Below are 17658 nucleotides of genomic sequence, written 5' to 3'. Positions count from 1 at the left end.
TACGCACCGACACTTCTGCCACCTCCCGCCGGAAGGTACGAAAACAAGGAGAAGCACCTGCCCTTCTGGTGCGGACGCAGGTTCGGGAGAAGGCGCTTCCGACTTCATCCGTTCCTTTTCCCGGGTTTGAACAGGTCGCATTCCTTCCCGGACACAGTGCAACGGCGCACCGTTTTCTCCACCTGTTCCGACACGGAAGGGGAAAGCGGAATCCGGCCGTCTCCCCTCCCGGCGATGCGAAACGGCGTCCCTACTCCACCAGGCGATACAGGCCGATCTCCGAGAGGGTGGGCACAGCGCGTGCCTGACCGATGGTCAGCCGCACTTCCCGGGCGGTCTGTGTGGGGAACTTCAGCAGCCGTTTGTGTCCGACAGTCGTTCCTACGGCCACCTCTTTCCATTTTCCTCCGGCATCTTTCACCTCTAAGGAAAACGCCTCCACACGCTGCCCCCTGCGTATGTCCTCCTGCACGGAAAGGACATTGAACGTGACCGGACGCTTCGTCCGGAACAGGAAGACCGCCTTGCCGCCCTTCAGCTCCGGACGGACAGAGGTGTCATAATCACCGTCAATGACATTGCTTGCCTTGCCGTCTGAAAGGCGGCATCTGACCCGGGCACCGGACAGCAGATTGTGTGCAAACGTCGTATCATACAGCCGGCGGAAGCCACGGAGACTCTCCACGTCGGCCTTGGCAAGCCGTCCCTCTTTGTCCGGCGGAAGATTCAGCAACAGGACGCCGTTCATGCCGACAGAGGTGAAATAGATGTCCATCAGCTCCTTCGGCGACTTCACCTTGCTGTCCTGGTCTGCATGATAGAACCACCCCGGACGGATCGACACGTCGATTTCCGCAGGATACCAGACGAGCGACTTCGCCTTCTCTATCACCTTCCGGCTGCCCAGATCCTGCCCCCTCATGTCGCCCACGGGAGCCGTCAGCACCTCCTTCTGCGAGTGTTCCGCTATCGCCTCCGGGTCGAGATTGTCCTTGGGAACGACGCTCCACTCCGTCTCACGGCCACGCCCGGTCTCCGTCCCGACCCACCGGACGTCCGGGCCCATGACGGCAATCACCGCATCGGGCTGCAGCCGCCGGATAAGGCTGTACCAGCGCACGAAGTCGTACTCCTGTTTCCTTCCGTTCGCCCCTTCGCCGCAGGCTCCGTCGAACCACACCTCGCTCACCTTGCCGTACTGCGTAAGCAGTTCGGTCAGCTGCTTGACGAAGTAGTCGTTGTAGGCCTCCGTGCCGTAGAGTTTTGAATTGCGGTCCCAGGGCGAGAGGTAGATGCCGAACGACATACCGTATTTCCGGCACGCATCGCTCACCTCCCGCACCACATCGCCCTTACCGTCCTTCCAAGGGGCGTGCTTCACACTGTGCTCCGTATAGGCCGACGGCCACAGGCAGAAGCCGTCGTGATGCTTGCAGGTCAGGATGGCGCACTTGAATCCGGCCGCCTTCAACTCGCGGATCCACTGGTCGGCATCGAGGGCGGCGGGACGGAAGACGGCCGGCGACTCCGTACCGTCACCCCATTCCCGGCCCGTATAGGTGTTTACGCCGTAGTGAAGGAAGGCCGTCAGCTCCTGCCGCTGCCAGTCGAACTGTCGGCGGGACGGAACGACATTGGCAGCCTTGCGGACGATTTCGGCCGGAGAGTCCGCCGGATCGATCACGACGACATTCTGCTCCTGGGCAGGAAGAAGCGACGACACGGAAAAGAGCAGAACCATACAGGCCGCTGCTGTTCTGAAGAAACGAGAATGAGTTTTCAGCCACATACGAATATGATCAGGTAATGATTTGTAAACTATGAAAAAGGAATTTCACGGCAAAATTACACTTTTTTATTGAACGACCCAAAATACTGCGCATCAAATTTCGTGACACTGTCGCCGACCGACAAGATACCGTCAACAACATTCAAAAACAAGTCCCTGTCCCGCCAGCCAAGTTGAAAAGAAGACAGAAGGGAGCCGGCCAGAAACAGCTGACGACAGGGAGCAGCATTCCCGAGCGGCTGGGAACACGATTCCCGACCGGTCGGGAACACGATTCCCAACGGCCGGGCGACATGCCGGCAGACTCTCCTCCCAGTCCCCGAGGGCTGAATCGCTGGAGGAGACGTCAGGCCTCAACCGTTCATTTCCTGCCGGCCTGCACGACATAATAAGCGGCACCGTAGCCCAGCCAGCAGCCCAGTCCGCCCCTGACGTTGCCCGGGAGGTTCTGCATCGTATTGAACAGCGGGTTGCGGCCCTCGGCGTTATAGTCCTCAAAGGCCTTCCAATACCGGTAGCCGGTTGAATCGACATGACAGAACTTCACCAGCACCCTGTCGCCCTCTGAGAAATAAATGTCGGGGGCAGGGTGAAGGAGGTTGTTGCGTCCGTTGTTGATCGTGATCGTGTTGCCGGCGTTGAACGTCCTGTCGCTGAACACGCCGAAGTACGCGCTGCGCATCGTCATGTCCTTCTCCGACGTGCGGACAAACACCTTGTAGTAGTCTTCCGTCTGCGGATCGTCCTGCACCGAGGCCTTGATGGTGTACCGCCGGCTGTCTTCTTCCAGCGGCCGGACCTGGATGCCGCTGAGACCGACGGCGGCAGGGATGGCGGTCTCGGCCTGCGCATGGAACTGCGCATAGTCCACCTTCAGGGTATAGGTCCTGCCCGTCTCGCCCAGCATATCGCCCGTCGTATAGAGATAAGGCGGGGTGTAACGGCGGTTGTAGACACCTGTGAGAATCACTTCCTTCGTACCGTCAGAGACCGTCACCCTGGCCCACTTCAGCACGTAGCGGTCCAGAGAATCGACACTGTGCTTCGAGGTGGTGATGGGGACGGTGGTCGTCAGCTGTACGACAGGGGCCCGGCCGTTCTCTATCCAGCCCTCTACGACGAGCTGCGGGGCCGCCTCCTCAATCTCCGTGCGGTAGCAGGAGGAGAGCAGAAGGGAAACGGCGAGCAGAAGAAAAGACAGTCTGTGCATGATCAGAACTTGATGTAATAATTGATGGACGGCAGGAAAGGCAGCTTCTTCGGGAGTGGGCGCAGCGGCGCATAATAATACTGTCCGTTGTTGAACTTCAGCCGCCAGAAGAGGTCGTTGTGCCGGCAGTTCGCATTGTAGACGGAGAAGTTCAGACCGCTTTCCCGGCCGCCGTGTACCTTGATTCGGCAGGTTGCCGACACGTCCAGGCGGATGTAGGTGCTCAGACGGCCGCTGTTGTAGTCGCCGAACTGCGACAGGAGGTTTCCGTTCTGCAGGTAGAAATAGCTCGGCGGGGTGAACGGCGTACCGCCCGCCCATACCAGCGTGGCCCCGAACGACCATCTGCGCCCGGCCTTCCACGTGGCCACGGCATTGAACTCGTGTATGCGCTCGTGGCCGGCCGGGAAAGTCCCGCTGAACCGGCCGGGGTATCTGCGCAGTGCCCGCCCCAGTGAATAGCTCATCCAGCCCGTGAGCCGGCCGGTGCGTTTCTCTATCATCAGGTCCAGTCCGTAGTTCTCTCCCTTCCCGCTGATGAGGTTCTTGCGGTAGTCGTAGTCGCCGTATATCAGCTCAAAGGGTGTCCCGATGTATTCTGTCTGGTGACAGAGCCGCTTGTAATACAGCCCGGCCGACAGCTGCAGCCGCCCGGGAATGAGGTCTGTCCGGTATTCGGCCGAAAGCCCATAGGCATACTGCGGCCGCAGCCGCTCATCGGCCGGAAGCCAGAAATCCGTAGGCAGGTTGACGGCGGAGAGGCCGGTCCGGAAGAGGTACTGGTGCTTCACGTTCGCCGTGAGGCGGAACTGTCCGTACCCCGACGTCCACAGCAGCGACAGGACGGGGTCGGCACTGAAGAAGGCGGAACGGCGGATCGTGTAGACGTTTGCGCGCAGTCCGCCCAGCAGCTCCATGTTCCGGGCAACGGCAAACCTACAGTCTGCCCACAGCGAACCCTCCGTGCTGTGCCGGCGGGTGGCCGACAGGGTCGTCGTCTGCCGTTCTCCTTCCGTTTCAGGCTGCTGGGGACGGATGCTGTGCAGAGTCCAGTCGGTGCCGGCAGTCCATCTGCCCCGCCGCAGCGACAGCCTGTAGCCGTAGTCCGTGATGCCCGACGGCATACGCAGGCGGAAGTCCGGCCGTTCGATGGAAAAGCGGTTCCCGTAGCGGGTCATATAGGCCGTCTGGCGCAGGGTGAGTCCCCGCCGTTTCCACTCCCAGTTCATCGAGACCATCCGGTTGCCCCAGCCGAGGCGTGCGTCATAGTTCTCGCCGTCTTCCTGATAATCCATCCGGTCGTTGCCGCCGTAAAAGTCCAGCCACAGGGTGTTGCGCGCATCGGGGCGGTACAGCCACGTGACGTTGGCATCACAGAACGAATACCGGATGGCGGACTCCTCCACCTTCAGCCACCGTCCGTAGAGCAGGTTGATATAGGCCCCGCGGCCCGACAGGATGAGTTCGGACTTCCCTCCGAGGGGCAGGCGGAGTGTTCCCTGCGACGAAATCAGGCCGACGGACAGCTCGCCTTTCACCCTTCCTGCCAGCGTGTCCGGCCGCTGCATATCGATGAAACCGCCGAGACGGTTGGCTGCCGAGGCGGTGAAGGCCGAACCGGCGAACTGCAGGCGGGAATAGTGGGAGGGATTGAAGACGGAGAAGATGCCCAGTATGTGCTGGATGTCATACAGCTGGACACCGTTGATGCTGACCCCATTGTGCGCATTGTCGCAGCCCTGGACATACAGGCCGGCATCCAGTTCGGAACTGGTCTGCACGCTCGGCAGCAGCTGCGTGTAGCGTATCGGGTCGGCATTGCCGGCTATGCGCGGCATATCGTCGAGGAACGACAGATCCAGGCTCATGCCTCCGAGGCTGTCGTGCCGCAGCTTCCCCGTCACGTGCCGGCCGACGACCTCCACGCCCTGCAGCTCCTTCACCCTTGCCGTGTCGGCTTCCTGTGCATGGGCAGGCAGCGTGAAGAGCAGGGAGCAGAGCAGGGAAAACAGCAGTCTGCCGGCTTTCGGACGGATAAGAAGGGTGTGCATCGTGTCGTCGGAAGATGGGTTCATACAGACGGTGAGGTCACGCCAGAAGGCACAGACAGATCCTGGAAATCCACTCTGACAGATTTCCAGGACCTGCCGTCACCTCACGGACAGGTGTCTCTCCCGGCCTTGAGGAGATGGTATCAGAACTTGAAAAGACGTTTGAAGGCGTTGATCATATCGCCGGCTTCCTTGAAGACTCCGGCAAAGTTCTTCCGGCTGAAATAGTCGTCGACAGCATAGGTCGTGCCGTCAGTGAACTTGATCTGCGCATTGGAAATCCATTCAGCACGCCCGCTGTAGTCGTCCACAGTCTTCATCGCGCCCAGCAGCAGACCGGCCGAAGGCTTCGTGGCATAGCTGTAATAGACGTTCACGTCGAGCAGGCTGTTGGCATCGGCCACCTCTTTCTTGAAGCGGGCCTCATCGGTATAGACGGCTTTGTCCTTTTCCATCCTGTCGATGATCTCGGCCAGCCGGCTGCCGTTGGAGCACTTTCCTTTTACCTGCAGCTCGCCCAGGACGTCGGCAGCAACGTCGACACTGCCCACGTTGTCAACTCCCCGGTTGCTGACCAGCCCGTGCCCTGTGGCCTTGGCACCGAGGAGGGTCTTCCCGTCCGCCTTCAGTTCGACACCGGCCTCGGCATCGCCCGGCCCTTTGTAGAAGGCACGGTGTACGATGACCTCGTACTTCTGGAAGACGGTCTTGCAGGTGAATGCCAGCTGGTCTACGGCGAGGTTGAGGTCGCCGGAGGTGGTCAGGTCGGTGTGGATGTCGGTGGACAGCAGCTGCCTGCCGCCCTGCTGCAGCGTCATCCGCACGTCCTCCGGCACCATGACGGTGTTCTTGTATTTCGTCCTTTCCGTGTACCCCGGGTATCCCGCTGTCCCCGGGACATATTCGGTTTCCTCGCTGTTGAAGAACTCCGACCTCACCTCCTTCGCCTTGTCGCTGACCGTGAAGGCGAGCAGGCAGTCGTTGCCCTCCTGGTCGCGGAACAGGAACTCAAGGTTCTGCGAGTCCTTCGTGCGCACCCACTTGTAGCCCTGATGCTCGAAGCGGCCTCTGTACTTCGTCGCATCAATGATCCGTGCATACTCCGTGTAGCCCGGCTGTCCGGTGGCGATGGTCTGCGTCATCGACTGCAGGATGCCTTTCGCCCATTTGTTCAACGGCTCCACGCTCTGGTCGTCCAGATAGTGTTTATTGACATAGTAGGCTATCTCGTCCAGCACCTTGAAATCATTGGGTTGGATGCTGCTCATGAACTTCTTGGAGGTGGTCTCAAGCTGCTGCTTCTGCTGTTCCCGCGTCAGGACAGGTCCTTCCGAACGCTCCTTGGGGGCGGCAGAATCGTTGTCAGAACCGCAGCCGACGGCTGTGAATGCCAGTGCAATGCCTAAGAACAGGCCACCCAGTAACTTCTTTTTCTTCATATTCATTTTGGTTTTTGGTTGTTTGCAAACATTGCCAGAGGAGGGCAACGGACACTTCACATCTCCTGCCATAGTTTTTATCTACGGAAGGGACTATAAAAAGGAAGATGCCCATCCGAGGTGCAAATATAGTGAAAATATATTATAAAGAAAGTAGGAAACCGATTTTTTATCGTATTTCAACAGGGTACAGCACGGTCGCGGCACATTTTCACCATCTGCAACTGCCGGGCTGTCTCCGACCGGCCTGCGGGACAAGAGCCCCAGGTTTCGGTGTCAGCCTGTCCGGCAGGCATTTCCCGCCGCAGCCGGCCATTCCTTCCTGCCGGTGTGCTGATGACTGACCCGAATCGTGTCGATGGTAACCGCCGGTCGTGCCGACGGCACTACGCTGACTTTCTGGCGATGGACCGTCTCTGGTTTCTGCGCCTCCTCCAAAGAAAAAAAGCATTTTCTTTATCCAATTGGCTTATAAATCACAGTCTTTGTGTAAATTTGCAGACAAAGATTGTTTTTCCCGGAACATAGATATGAATTTCAAGTTAACATCGAAATACAGACCGACCGGTGACCAGCCGGAGGCCATCCGCGAACTGACGGACGGACTGGAGCGCGGCGACAAGAGCCAGGTGCTGCTGGGCGTGACGGGGTCGGGAAAGACGTTTACGGTGGCGAATGTCATTGCCGACGTCAACAAACCGACGCTGATCCTCTCGCACAACAAGACACTGGCAGCCCAGCTCTACGAGGAAATGAAAGGTTTTTTCCCCGACAACGCCGTGGAATATTACGTCTCTTATTACGACTATTACCAGCCGGAGGCGTATATGCCGACGACAGACACCTACATCGAGAAGGACCTTGCCATCAACGACGAGATCGACAAGCTGCGCCTGTCTGCCGTTTCCTCGCTGCTGTCAGGCCGGAAGGACGTGATAGTCGTGTCTTCCGTCTCCTGCATCTACGGTATGGGAGCGCCTGTGGCGATGAAGGAGAATGTGATTCCTGTCAGGAAAGGGCAGACCGTCGACCGCAATGACTTCCTGCGCCGGCTGGTGGATGCACTCTATATGCGCAACGACATAGACCTGCAGCGCGGCAACTTCCGCGTCAAGGGCGACACGGTGGACATCGCCATGGCGTATAATGACAACGTGCTGCGCATCACGTGGTGGGACGACGAGATAGACACCATAGAGGAAGTCGACTCGGTCGACTTCCACCGCATCGCCTCCTTTGACGATTATGAGATCTATCCTGCCAATCTCTTCGTCACTTCCAAGGAACAGACCGAGAGTGCCATCCGCCAGATACAGGACGACCTCGTGAAGCAGGTGGACTTCTTCAAGGGCATCGGCGACAACATCAAGGCGCAGCGCATCAAGGAACGTGTGGAATACGACATGGAGATGATCAAGGAGCTGGGGCACTGCTCGGGCATCGAAAACTACTCACGCTATTTTGACGGCAGGCAGGCCGGGCAGCGTCCTTACTGTCTGCTGGACTTCTTCCCCAAGGACTACCTGATGGTCATCGACGAGAGCCACGTGAGCGTACCGCAGATCTCCGCCATGTACGGCGGCGACCGTGCCCGCAAGACCAACCTCGTGGAGTACGGCTTCCGCCTCCCGGCCGCCTTCGACAACCGTCCGCTGCGTTTCGAGGAGTTCCACAGCCTTATCCATCAGGTCATCTACGTGTCGGCCACGCCGGCCGACTACGAGCTGAAGGAGTCCGAAGGGGTCGTGGTGGAACAGCTTATCCGTCCCACGGGGCTGCTCGATCCGGAGATAGACGTGCGCCCCTCGGAGAACCAGATAGACGACCTGATGAACGAGATCGTCGTGCGTGCCGAGAAGGAAGAGCGCGTGCTCGTCACGACGCTGACCAAACGGATGGCGGAGGAGCTGACGGAATACCTGCTGGACCACGACATACGCACGGCCTATATCCACAGCGACGTGGCAAGCCTGGACCGTGTCAAGATCATCAACGATCTCCGGGCCGGCGTCTATGACGTCCTGGTGGGGGTGAACCTGCTCCGTGAGGGACTGGACCTGCCCGAAGTATCGCTCGTTGCCATCCTCGATGCCGACAAGGAGGGCTTCCTCCGCAGCCACAGGAGTCTGACACAGACGGCGGGACGTGCAGCGCGCAACGTACACGGGAAGGTCATCATGTATGCCGACAACATCACGGAGAGCATGCAGAAAACCATCGACGAGACCATACGGAGACGCACGAAGCAGCTGAAATACAACGAGGAACACCACATCACGCCGAAGCAGATCGTCAGGGCCATCAAAGGAACACTGCCGACCGGCGGCGAGGGGAACGCTGCCGCACCGGCCGACTCCGCCGCAAGGAGAACCGCCCGGGCATACGTGGAGCCGGGCGACGGCATGCTCTTCGCAGCCGACCCGGTCATTGCGAAGATGAGCCGGGCGCAGCTGGAAAAGAGCATCGAGAATACGACAGCCCTGATGAAACAGGCGGCAAAGAACCTCGACTTCCTGCAGGCTGCACAGTACCGTGACGAAATCATCCGTCTGCAGAAAGAACTGGAGGCAAAGTAGAGACCGTACGGTGCAGGACTTTGCCAAGAAAACGTTAAAAGAATTTATAAGTCTTGATAGGGCAAGTATTATTTTGTATCTTTGCTGATTAGTTAATCATCCAGTTAAAGTTTGAGACAATGAAGAAGACCCTGATATTCCTGTTCGTGTGCCTGCCCATGATGGCTCTGGCACAGGCCACGCTCACCCCTGAACAGCAGCTGGAACAGGCGCAGCGGCAGCTGGAGGCGGCCAAGGCAGCCCTGGAAACGGCCAAGGCAGCCAAAGCCAAGGCGGAGGCAGAGGCAGAGGCCAAGGAGAATGCCGCCAAGGCAGAGGCCGAAGCGAAGGAGATAAGAAGGAAAATCGCCGAGACGAAGGCCGAAACCGAACGGCTGAGGCGGGAAGCTGCGGCAGTCAGCGAGGCTGCCGGAAAGATGCAGGCCGTCCCTGCCGCAAAGGACGGGGCGAAGGAGGACGGGAACGCCGTGGAGAAAGAGAACCCGGCGGCATGGACCGTCCCGACGGCTCCGGCTGCCAGACGCACGAAGAATACGGCGGACTTAAAAGAGAAAGACAGCAAGGACTTCTATCTTCAGCCGGGGACGGTCCCCGAGGCGGGCGGTCAGGTGATCTGGACCGAGTGCGTCAGTGTGCCCGGTACATCGGCCGACGAGCTCTACCGCAAGGCCTTCGCCTACCTTACGGAACTTACACAGTCCGACAACCAGCTGGAGGGGAGCAAGGTGGCTCTGGTGAACGAGAAGGAACACAGCATTGTGGCGACCGTCCGTGAGAAGCTGATCTTCTCCTCATCGTTCCTCTCCCTGGACTACACACAGTTCAATTACGTGCTCCAGGTGGCATGCCGCGAGGGACAGGCGATGCTGACGATGAACCGCCTGACCTACAAGTACGATGTCCAGGGGAACGTGTCGAACTTTGCCGCAGAGACGTGGATCACCGATAAGTATGCCGTGAACAAAAAGCGGACACGCCTTCTGCCCGTGTCAGGGAAGTTCCGCCGTGCTACGGTCGACCGCAAGAACAGCATCTTTGAGGGCTTCCGCCAGACATTGAAGTAAGGAGCGGAAGGCGGACGGACAGGATGGGACTATGACGACGACGGAGCCGGTCGCGGCCAGCAGTGCCCGTTCCCCAGGAAGAAGACCGGCTGAAGGCCTGCCGCCTGCGGGTCTGTGTCTTTTCAATGCTCCCCATTTTAAAATATCAAACATAGATAATGGAAATACAGAACAGTACGGCGCGCCGGCCCGACCACCGCGTGCACAGACGTGAGCCGGCAGACAGATTCCTGCACATCCGGCAGTGGCTTAACATCATCTTTATGCTGGGTGCGGTCGTGGGAGTGGCGGTCTACTTCCTTGCCGACACCACCACGACCGGCACAGTCATCATTCTTGCGGCGATGGTCTTCAAGATCGTCGAGTGCCTACTCCGTTTTATCCGTTAGATGAAGAGATTTGTTTCTTTGCTCGTCCTCCTCGTGCTGGTGTCCCATGCGGCAGTGGCGCAGGTCGTAGACAACACGGCCGACGACAACGGCACGTTTACCGCAGACGGCATCCGGAACGGCCGGAAGACGGGGCGTTCGGACTCCATACAGAGCCAGCACAAGGAGATTCCGCGCGGCATGAAAGTATGGACGATAGACGAACGCTTCGGCGACCGCAGGCCTGCCGTACCCGATACGCTCTCGTATATGTTCATGAATGCCGGACTCAACACCGGTCTGTACGGGTCGTACAACACCCTGGGCAACCTCGGATCTCCCCGGCAGAGCCGTATCTTCGTCGACCGCCGGCCGGCATCGGAGTTCTTTTTCCTCGATCCGTATGACATGTTCATCGTGCAGCCGGACGATTTCCAGTTTACCTCCACGCTGTCGCCGATCACTGTCCTCACCTATAACACGGCAGGCAACAGGACCAATGGAGAAGACCGCTTCAGGGCTCTCTTTGCAGTCAATGCGGGGAAGGAATGGGGCTTCGGATTCAAGTTCGATTATCTTTACGGGCGCGGGTATTACAGCAACCAGAACACGTCCCTCTTCGATTATTCCATGTGGGGAAGCTATCTCGGCGAGCGGTATCAGGCGCATCTGCTGCTGTCGCTGAACCATCAGAAGGTGGCGGAGAACGGCGGCATCGCCAATGACGCTTATATCACGCATCCGGAGTCGTTCAATGATTCATACAGCGAGGAGGAGATTCCGACGATCCTGCAGAAGAACTGGAACCGGAACGACAACCAGCACGTCTTCTTCAACCACCGTTACAGTCTGGGATTCTTCCGCAAGGTTCCGATGACGGCCGAGGAAATCAAGGCGAAGCAGTTTGCCCTGAAGTCGCAGAAAGCACAGGAAGAGGAACGGGCAAAGGAAAAGGCACGCCGCCGTGCGAAGGCGAACGGCGACGATTTCGACGAAGAGGCATACGACCGGGAGAAACGCTCGTCGGGGCGGCCGGAGGATGCCGCAATAGCCGGCGACGTGTCGCAGGCACGGCAGGCGGCAGACAGTGCCGGAGCCGGCGACCGTGTGACGGTCGACCTGGGAGATTCCCTGCAGATGGCCGACCTCAGGCGGCGGGACGCGCAGGCAAAGGACTCTACAGAGAAGTGGATGAAGACGGAGTATGTGCCCGTGACGAGTTTCATCCATACGGTCCGCTTCGACAATTACCGCCGCATCTACCAGGCTTACAACACCCCGAAGGACTTTTATGCACAGAACTATTTCAATTACGGCACGACGGCCAACGACTCCATCTACGACCGTACAAAGCACTGGTCGCTGAAGAACACGTTTGCTGTAGCTCTGCTGGAGGGATTCAACAAATGGGCGAAGGCCGGGCTGAAGGCGTTTGTATCACATGAGCTGCGCCACTATGAGCTACCCGTCATGGCGACTCCAGCAGGAAGCTCCGCCGCCTTCTTTGACGGAGAGGAGAAGTGGAACCGGCATGACGTGTCGGTCGGCGGACAGCTGCTGAAGACACTGGGGCGCACGTTCCATTATGACATCAGTGCAGAGGCATGGCTGGCCGGAGACAGAGCCGGACAGTTCCATCTTGACGGTCACGCCGACCTCGGCTTCCCGCTTCTGGGCGACACGGTACAGCTGGCTGCCACGGCGTTCCTGCACCGTTCCGCCGCCTCTTTCTATATGGAGCAGTTCCACGGCAAGCATTACTGGTGGGAGCAGCAGCTCGACCAGCAGATCCATTCGCGCCTGCTCGGCGAGTTCTTCCTGAAAAAGACACGCACGCGGCTGCGTGTGGGCTATGATGTGCTGAAGAACTACACCTATTTCGGAATCCAGAACGACCGGGTGAAGAGCGGCGACAGCTATCTTGTACAGCACAATGCGCTGAACGTCCGCCAGTCGGGGAGTCCTGTCAGCCTGCTCACGTTGCAGCTCCGGCAGGACCTGCGGCTGGGCATCCTCAACTGGCAGAACGTGCTGACCGTGCAGAAGTCGAGCAAGGACGACATTCTTCCGGTCCCTGTGTTCAATGCCTACAGCAACCTCTTCATACGGCTCAGAATCGCCCGGGTGCTGGATGTCGACCTCGGTGTGGACGGCCGCTACTTCACGGACTATTATGCGCCGGAGTACATCCCGGGAATCGGCTCCTTCGGCATACAGGAGACGGAAGCAAGCCGTACGAAAATCGGGAATTATCCGGTACTCGACGCCTATGCCAACTTCCAGCTCCAGCACACCCGGTTCTTCGTGATGTTCACGCACGTGAACAGCGGGGATGGAGGCGACTATTTCTATACGCCGCATTATCCCCTGAACCAGCGGGTGTTCAGGTTCGGCATCAGCTGGAACTTCTTCAACTGATCCGTACACATTATATAATAAGATGATTTCCGAAAAAAATATTCGTATCATAAAGATATAATAAGGTGGGCTCCGAAAAAAGATATTCGTACCATAAAGTGATTTCAGAAAACAACATAAAGACCAACAGCCTTGCGGCATGGATACTCGCCGCACGTCCCAAGACGCTCACGGGAGCCATGGTGCCGGTGATGATCGGGACAGCATGGGCCTGGAAGATCGGGGGGAGCGGACAATTCCGCATTGTCCCTGCCGTCCTCTGTTTCCTCTTCGCCTTCCTGATGCAGATAGACTCAAACTTCATCAATGATTACTTCGACTGTGTGAGGGGGAATGATGACCGTGCGACACGGATGGGACCGAGACGGGCCTGCTCGGAAGGCTGGATCACGCTCCAGGCGATGCGTACCGGCCTTGCCGTAACATCGCTTCTTGCCTGCATGGCCGGTCTCCCGCTTGTCTTCTACGGCGGCTGGGAAATGATCGGCGTAGGGGCAGCCTGTGTCCTCTTCGCCTTTCTCTATACCACATTCTTTTCTTATCTCGGTCTGGGCGACGTGCTGGTACTTGTCTTCTTCGGTTTTGTCCCCGTGACATTCACCACCTATGTGATTCTTCCCGATCATCTTCAGGCAGTCTGCGCAGACGTGATCCTGTCGGGACTGGCCTGCGGTCTGGTCATCGACACCCTCCTTGTGGTCAACAATTACCGCGACCGGGACAATGACCGGAGGGACGGAAAGCGGACACTCGTCGTACACTTAGGGGAAAGACGGGCGGAGAAGCTGTATCAATGGCTGGGTGTCCTGGGGATCCTGCTGATGTACAACCTCCTGTTCGTCGGGAGGGAGAATGGATTTCTCTATTGCGTCCTGACACTGATTCTCTATGCACCTTACGGGATTCTCCATGGGAAAACCAGTGCGCTCATGATGAGGATAAAGCAAGGAAGAGACCTGAACATCATTCTCGCACAGACTGCCCGCAATATGTTCGTCTACGGACTCTCAACCGCCCTCCTCATCCTCGTCTCGTAAAATCCCACGCCCCTATCCTCGTTATCATCACCGCCTATCACCGCTTATCCCCGCCTATCACCTCCTATCTCCTCTCATCATGCCTCAACCCAACCTCGAAATAATGACCTTTGTGGAACGTCAGATACTGCCGCGCTACAATGCCTTCGGGCAGAGCCACGGCCTCGGCCATGTCCAGCGGGTCATCAGAAACTCTCTGGCACTGGCGGCCGTCACAGGTGCCGATGTGAACATGGTCTATGTCATCGCAGCCTACCACGACCTGGGCATGAAGGGGCCGCGTGCCATCCACCATCTCACCGGCGGGAAGATCCTCATGGCCGATGCACGGCTCCGCAGATGGTTCTCCGCCGAACAGCTGAAGATCATGAAGGAGGCCGTCGAAGACCACCGCGCCAGCAGTTCACGTGCGCCACGCAGCATCTATGGGAAGATCGTCGCTGAAGCCGACCGTGACCTTGAGCCGAATGTGGTATTCTCACGTGCCGTCCTCTTCGGCTTCGAGAACTACCCGAAGATGAACGAGGAGCAGATGTGGGAACGTTTCCAGAGCCACATGAGGGAGAAATACGGACGGACGGGATACCTGCGGCTGTGGATTCCCGGTTCGCCGAATGCAAAGAACCTTGAAGTGATCCGCAAGACGATAGACAGCGAGACGGAACTCCACAAAGTGTTCAGCCGTTTCTACAAGCAGATACAAGACAAGAAAAAATAACAAACCATCAATCCTACAATATGACGAAAGAAGAATTAATGCGGAGGGCGGTCAAGCTCTCCGCCGACAGTGTGCGCAACGGCGGCGGTCCGTTCGGCGCTGTCATTGCCCGCAATGGCGAAATCATCGCCGAGGGAAGCAATGGCGTGACCATCTACAACGACCCGACAGCCCATGCGGAGGTCTCCGTCATCCGGAAAGCCTGCCACCAGCTGCATACGTTCGACCTCACCGGATGCGAAATCTATACCTCCTGCGAGCCTTGCCCGATGTGCCTGGGAGCGATCTACTGGGCGCACCTCGACAAGATCTACTATGCCAACGACCGCAAGGACGCTGCCGCCATCGGGTTCGATGACGACTTCATCTATCAGGAGATAGAACTGGAACCGCTGCATCGCAAAAAGCCGTCGGAAATACTCCTGCGCAGTGAAGCGATAAAGGTCTTTGAACAATGGACAGAAAAGACCGACAAGACAGAATATTAATAAAAGGCAACAAGCCTGTGTGAACCGTCTGCTGTTTACACTGGCTTTTTTCAGTTTCTTCCGTTCAATGCGTGGATGCTTTTCGTATAGCTTTAACGGAAGAAACGAAGTGATCCATTAAAGTTTCCCACCCCTTAAAACACAGGCTTTTCTCATTTACTTTGGCTGTCGTCCCCCGTATCCATTGAGTTTTAACACATGGCTAATAAAAGTTATGTGGTCTGTCCATATACTTCATCCCATTTTCCAATGCTTCCGCCATTACAAGGATTTTGACCATCTCGTTGTCGTTGCCGCAGATCGTTCCATAAGGTGTCGGGGTGTCATCCCAAGTGTTTCTCCTAAAACGCGAAGAATGCGTCCGATACAGGCTAGGACTCGCTTCCATAACGTGAGTGCCATGAGATCGTCCTCCATATCCGAAAAGAGTCCGCCCATGGTTTTGATAAGTAGATGTTGAAAAATATTTTCGATATTATGAAAAAGCGTGGCTTGCCCAAGTGTTAACACCTTTATTTTCTCTGGGTTTGAAAAAAACTGGTAAACACTTGAACATATGAAATTAAATTATTATTTTTGTGACGTAACTATTGACATGTATTAAAACTGATATGTCCTAATTGTATCATTATGCCTCTATCAAGTGTAGATTTCGCCAATCAGTTAAGAAATATGGCTTACAAACGCCATTCTATTAATCTTAATAAGACGCAGGTAAACAAACTTCTGTTTATGTGCTATGGCTTTTATTTGGCTTTTTACAACCAAAGACTTTTTCATGAACCCCCTAAGGCTTGGCCGTATGGCCCAGTTTTCCCTAATGTATATAAACAATATTCCCTATTCGAAGTACCTATATACATTCCTGAAGAGAAAAATAAGGAATTTGAAAACGACGAAAGGGCAAAAGGGATTCTTACTCAGGTTGTTGACAAATATAGTCACATCAGTGCTTATGACTTAAGTCTGTGGTCACATCTTCCTGGCGGTCCATGGAGTCAAACGGTATATGGTATCAAAGGAGATAAAAACTCTGGATGGAACAAAGAAATAAGCGATGATCTCATAAAAAACTACTTTGCTAAAGAATAATATGACAAACAATAGGTCTAAAACAAGCAGTCCTAGAACGGAAATTGAAACTCCAGACCTTCCTATATCTACACAAGATACAGAAACCATACCATGGAGGTGCTTGGGCTTTAAAGTTTGGTACAATATAATTTACACTTTCAAAAACCCATTTAAGCGTGCAAAAAGAGAACTCAATCTCTTGGAACAAGTCGAGGTCTTGATTAATACTGGAGACTCTGGAGATGTAATAGACTATTGTGAAAGATATATTTTTCTTCATAGAATAATAGAAAATACACGTGCTCGCAGACGATTGGAACGCTGGGTAACTAGATTGATATCCATCTATCTTTTGATGGTTTTTGCTCTTATTATTCTCTCATATATATTAAAATGGAATTTACCTTTGGGTGTTATTATAACGATACTCTCAACTACAACAGTTAATATTGTGGCCTTAGGCTACATTCTCGTACGAGGATTGTTTCATGAGAATGAAAGTAAAGAAGCAAAAAAAGAGATTCCTGGGAAAGTAAATACAATTGAAACGCAAAATGATAAAAATGCGTAAACTATATTATAAACAAAAACAGAACAATGAAAAGGTTTCTAATTCTTTTTTTATTCTTTCTTGTTTCAATATTCACTTTTGGACAATCTGTATTGGGTATACCATTAGGAAGTTCGTATGAAAAGACGAAACATTTTTTACACACTAGATCAGTAGGAGATAATATGTGGGAACGAGACGGCAAGATATTTGTTACTAACGGCTACATCGGTAATATTCCATTTGGCTTAGGTATTTTTAATTTCCGATTTAAGGATGATAGTTCTTATTTGTATGCGGTATCTTTGTCCGATGTAGAACTAACATCTAATCAAGCAAAATCAAAAAGGGAAACATTTGCAGATGTAATAAAAGAAAAATATTATGGCACTATAAGAGAATACATAGATGATACAGGCTTTAAAAGATATGAATTCGGAATAAATCCACTTGACAAAAATGAACCACTAGGTAAGATTTTTATAGTTCATAATAGGAATACAAATAAATACGATACGGTACTATATTATGGGCCTATTAAGTATATAGAAGAAAATTCTGATTTTTAGTATATCTGTTTTATGTAGTTGTGAAGAACTTTAACCAAAATTAGAAAACAAATGGCAGAATAAATTGTTTTTTTTAGTTTCTAACACATTTCTATTTGCTATAAAAGTGAGCAGACATACAATGGAATGATATAGTATCCTACTTTCCTCCAAATGCGAAAAAGCTGTTTTCTATTATAATTTAACAAACGAAGTATTGCTTTAAAATAGATAATCCAATGCTTGAATATTATATACAATCATGTGCGTCAATTCTATCACTATGATAAGTAGATATTGAAAACTAGTTTACATCATACTTTTGCGT

Annotated in this window: 14 protein-coding genes and 1 pseudogene; 10 read left to right on the top strand and 5 right to left on the bottom strand. The window is 54.7% G+C overall.

Features of this window, described 5'->3' with window-relative positions; translation table 11 throughout:
- Positions 1–250 precede the first annotated feature (250 nt).
- The 4 genes from HMPREF9141_RS04365 to HMPREF9141_RS04350 form a co-directional block, all read right to left on the bottom strand.
- Complete coding sequence (locus HMPREF9141_RS04365; RefSeq protein WP_007367294.1) at positions 251–1741, bottom strand: alpha-L-fucosidase; 1491 nt, start codon at positions 1739–1741, stop codon at positions 251–253.
- Between the two features lie 409 nt (positions 1742–2150).
- Positions 2151–2999 carry a DUF4249 domain-containing protein gene (locus tag HMPREF9141_RS04360; RefSeq protein ID WP_007367293.1) on the bottom strand — a complete coding sequence of 283 codons (849 nt, stop codon included), beginning with the start codon at positions 2997–2999 and terminating at the stop codon, positions 2151–2153.
- Positions 3000–3001: 2 nt separating this feature from the next.
- Entirely contained in the window at positions 3002–5074 is a 2073-nt protein-coding gene (locus tag HMPREF9141_RS04355; RefSeq protein ID WP_007367292.1) for a TonB-dependent receptor plug domain-containing protein, read from the bottom strand.
- 119 nt (positions 5075–5193) lie between these two features.
- Positions 5194–6489 carry a hypothetical protein gene (locus HMPREF9141_RS04350; protein ID WP_040554476.1) on the bottom strand — a complete coding sequence of 432 codons (1296 nt, stop codon included), beginning with the start codon at positions 6487–6489 and terminating at the stop codon, positions 5194–5196.
- Positions 6490–7019: 530 nt separating this feature from the next.
- Here HMPREF9141_RS04350 and uvrB point away from each other — a divergent pair.
- The 7 genes from uvrB to HMPREF9141_RS04315 all read left to right on the top strand — a co-directional run bounded on the left by uvrB (position 7020) and on the right by HMPREF9141_RS04315 (position 15158).
- Positions 7020–9065 (top strand): excinuclease ABC subunit UvrB, encoded by a 2046-nt coding sequence (uvrB, locus tag HMPREF9141_RS04345; RefSeq protein ID WP_040554253.1) that lies wholly within the window; start codon positions 7020–7022, stop codon positions 9063–9065.
- A 119-nt stretch (positions 9066–9184) separates the two neighbouring features.
- Positions 9185–10129: a DUF4468 domain-containing protein gene (locus HMPREF9141_RS04340; protein ID WP_007367289.1), complete on the top strand. Its 945-nt coding sequence runs from the start codon at positions 9185–9187 to the stop codon at positions 10127–10129.
- Positions 10130–10287: 158 nt separating this feature from the next.
- Entirely contained in the window at positions 10288–10518 is a 231-nt protein-coding gene (locus HMPREF9141_RS04335) for a hypothetical protein (protein WP_007367288.1), read from the top strand.
- Positions 10519–12915: a putative porin gene (locus HMPREF9141_RS04330; protein ID WP_007367287.1), complete on the top strand. Its 2397-nt coding sequence runs from the start codon at positions 10519–10521 to the stop codon at positions 12913–12915. It begins immediately after the preceding gene.
- A gap of 98 nt (positions 12916–13013) precedes the next feature.
- The gene (gene menA, locus HMPREF9141_RS04325) at positions 13014–13952 is read left to right on the top strand and encodes a 1,4-dihydroxy-2-naphthoate octaprenyltransferase (RefSeq protein ID WP_007367286.1); all 939 of its coding nucleotides are present in this window, start codon (positions 13014–13016) and stop codon (positions 13950–13952) included.
- A gap of 79 nt (positions 13953–14031) precedes the next feature.
- Positions 14032–14670 (top strand): HD domain-containing protein, encoded by a 639-nt coding sequence (locus HMPREF9141_RS04320; protein WP_007367285.1) that lies wholly within the window; start codon positions 14032–14034, stop codon positions 14668–14670.
- 20 nt (positions 14671–14690) lie between these two features.
- Positions 14691–15158: a nucleoside deaminase gene (locus HMPREF9141_RS04315; RefSeq protein ID WP_007367284.1), complete on the top strand. Its 468-nt coding sequence runs from the start codon at positions 14691–14693 to the stop codon at positions 15156–15158.
- A 212-nt stretch (positions 15159–15370) separates the two neighbouring features.
- Here the strand turns inward: HMPREF9141_RS04315 and HMPREF9141_RS04310 are convergent.
- A pseudogene (locus HMPREF9141_RS04310) lies at positions 15371–15602 on the bottom strand (IS4 family transposase); the annotation flags it as partial.
- A 228-nt stretch (positions 15603–15830) separates the two neighbouring features.
- Here HMPREF9141_RS04310 and HMPREF9141_RS04305 point away from each other — a divergent pair.
- From HMPREF9141_RS04305 to HMPREF9141_RS04295, 3 genes are read left to right on the top strand one after another with little or no spacing between them, the layout of a single operon-like run.
- The gene (locus tag HMPREF9141_RS04305; RefSeq protein WP_040554251.1) at positions 15831–16250 is read left to right on the top strand and encodes a Panacea domain-containing protein; all 420 of its coding nucleotides are present in this window, start codon (positions 15831–15833) and stop codon (positions 16248–16250) included.
- A gap of 1 nt (position 16251) precedes the next feature.
- Positions 16252–16803: a hypothetical protein gene (locus tag HMPREF9141_RS04300; RefSeq protein WP_040554249.1), complete on the top strand. Its 552-nt coding sequence runs from the start codon at positions 16252–16254 to the stop codon at positions 16801–16803.
- A gap of 26 nt (positions 16804–16829) precedes the next feature.
- Positions 16830–17351: a hypothetical protein gene (locus tag HMPREF9141_RS04295; RefSeq protein WP_156792417.1), complete on the top strand. Its 522-nt coding sequence runs from the start codon at positions 16830–16832 to the stop codon at positions 17349–17351.
- Positions 17352–17658: the final 307 nt, after the last annotated feature.

Origin of the sequence: Prevotella multiformis DSM 16608 (assembly GCF_000191065.1) — a bacterium.
GTDB classification, from domain to species: Bacteria; Bacteroidota; Bacteroidia; order Bacteroidales; family Bacteroidaceae; genus Prevotella; species Prevotella multiformis.
The sequence above is the reverse complement of the archived record's forward strand: the minus strand, read 5'-3'. Positions and strand labels throughout refer to the sequence as shown.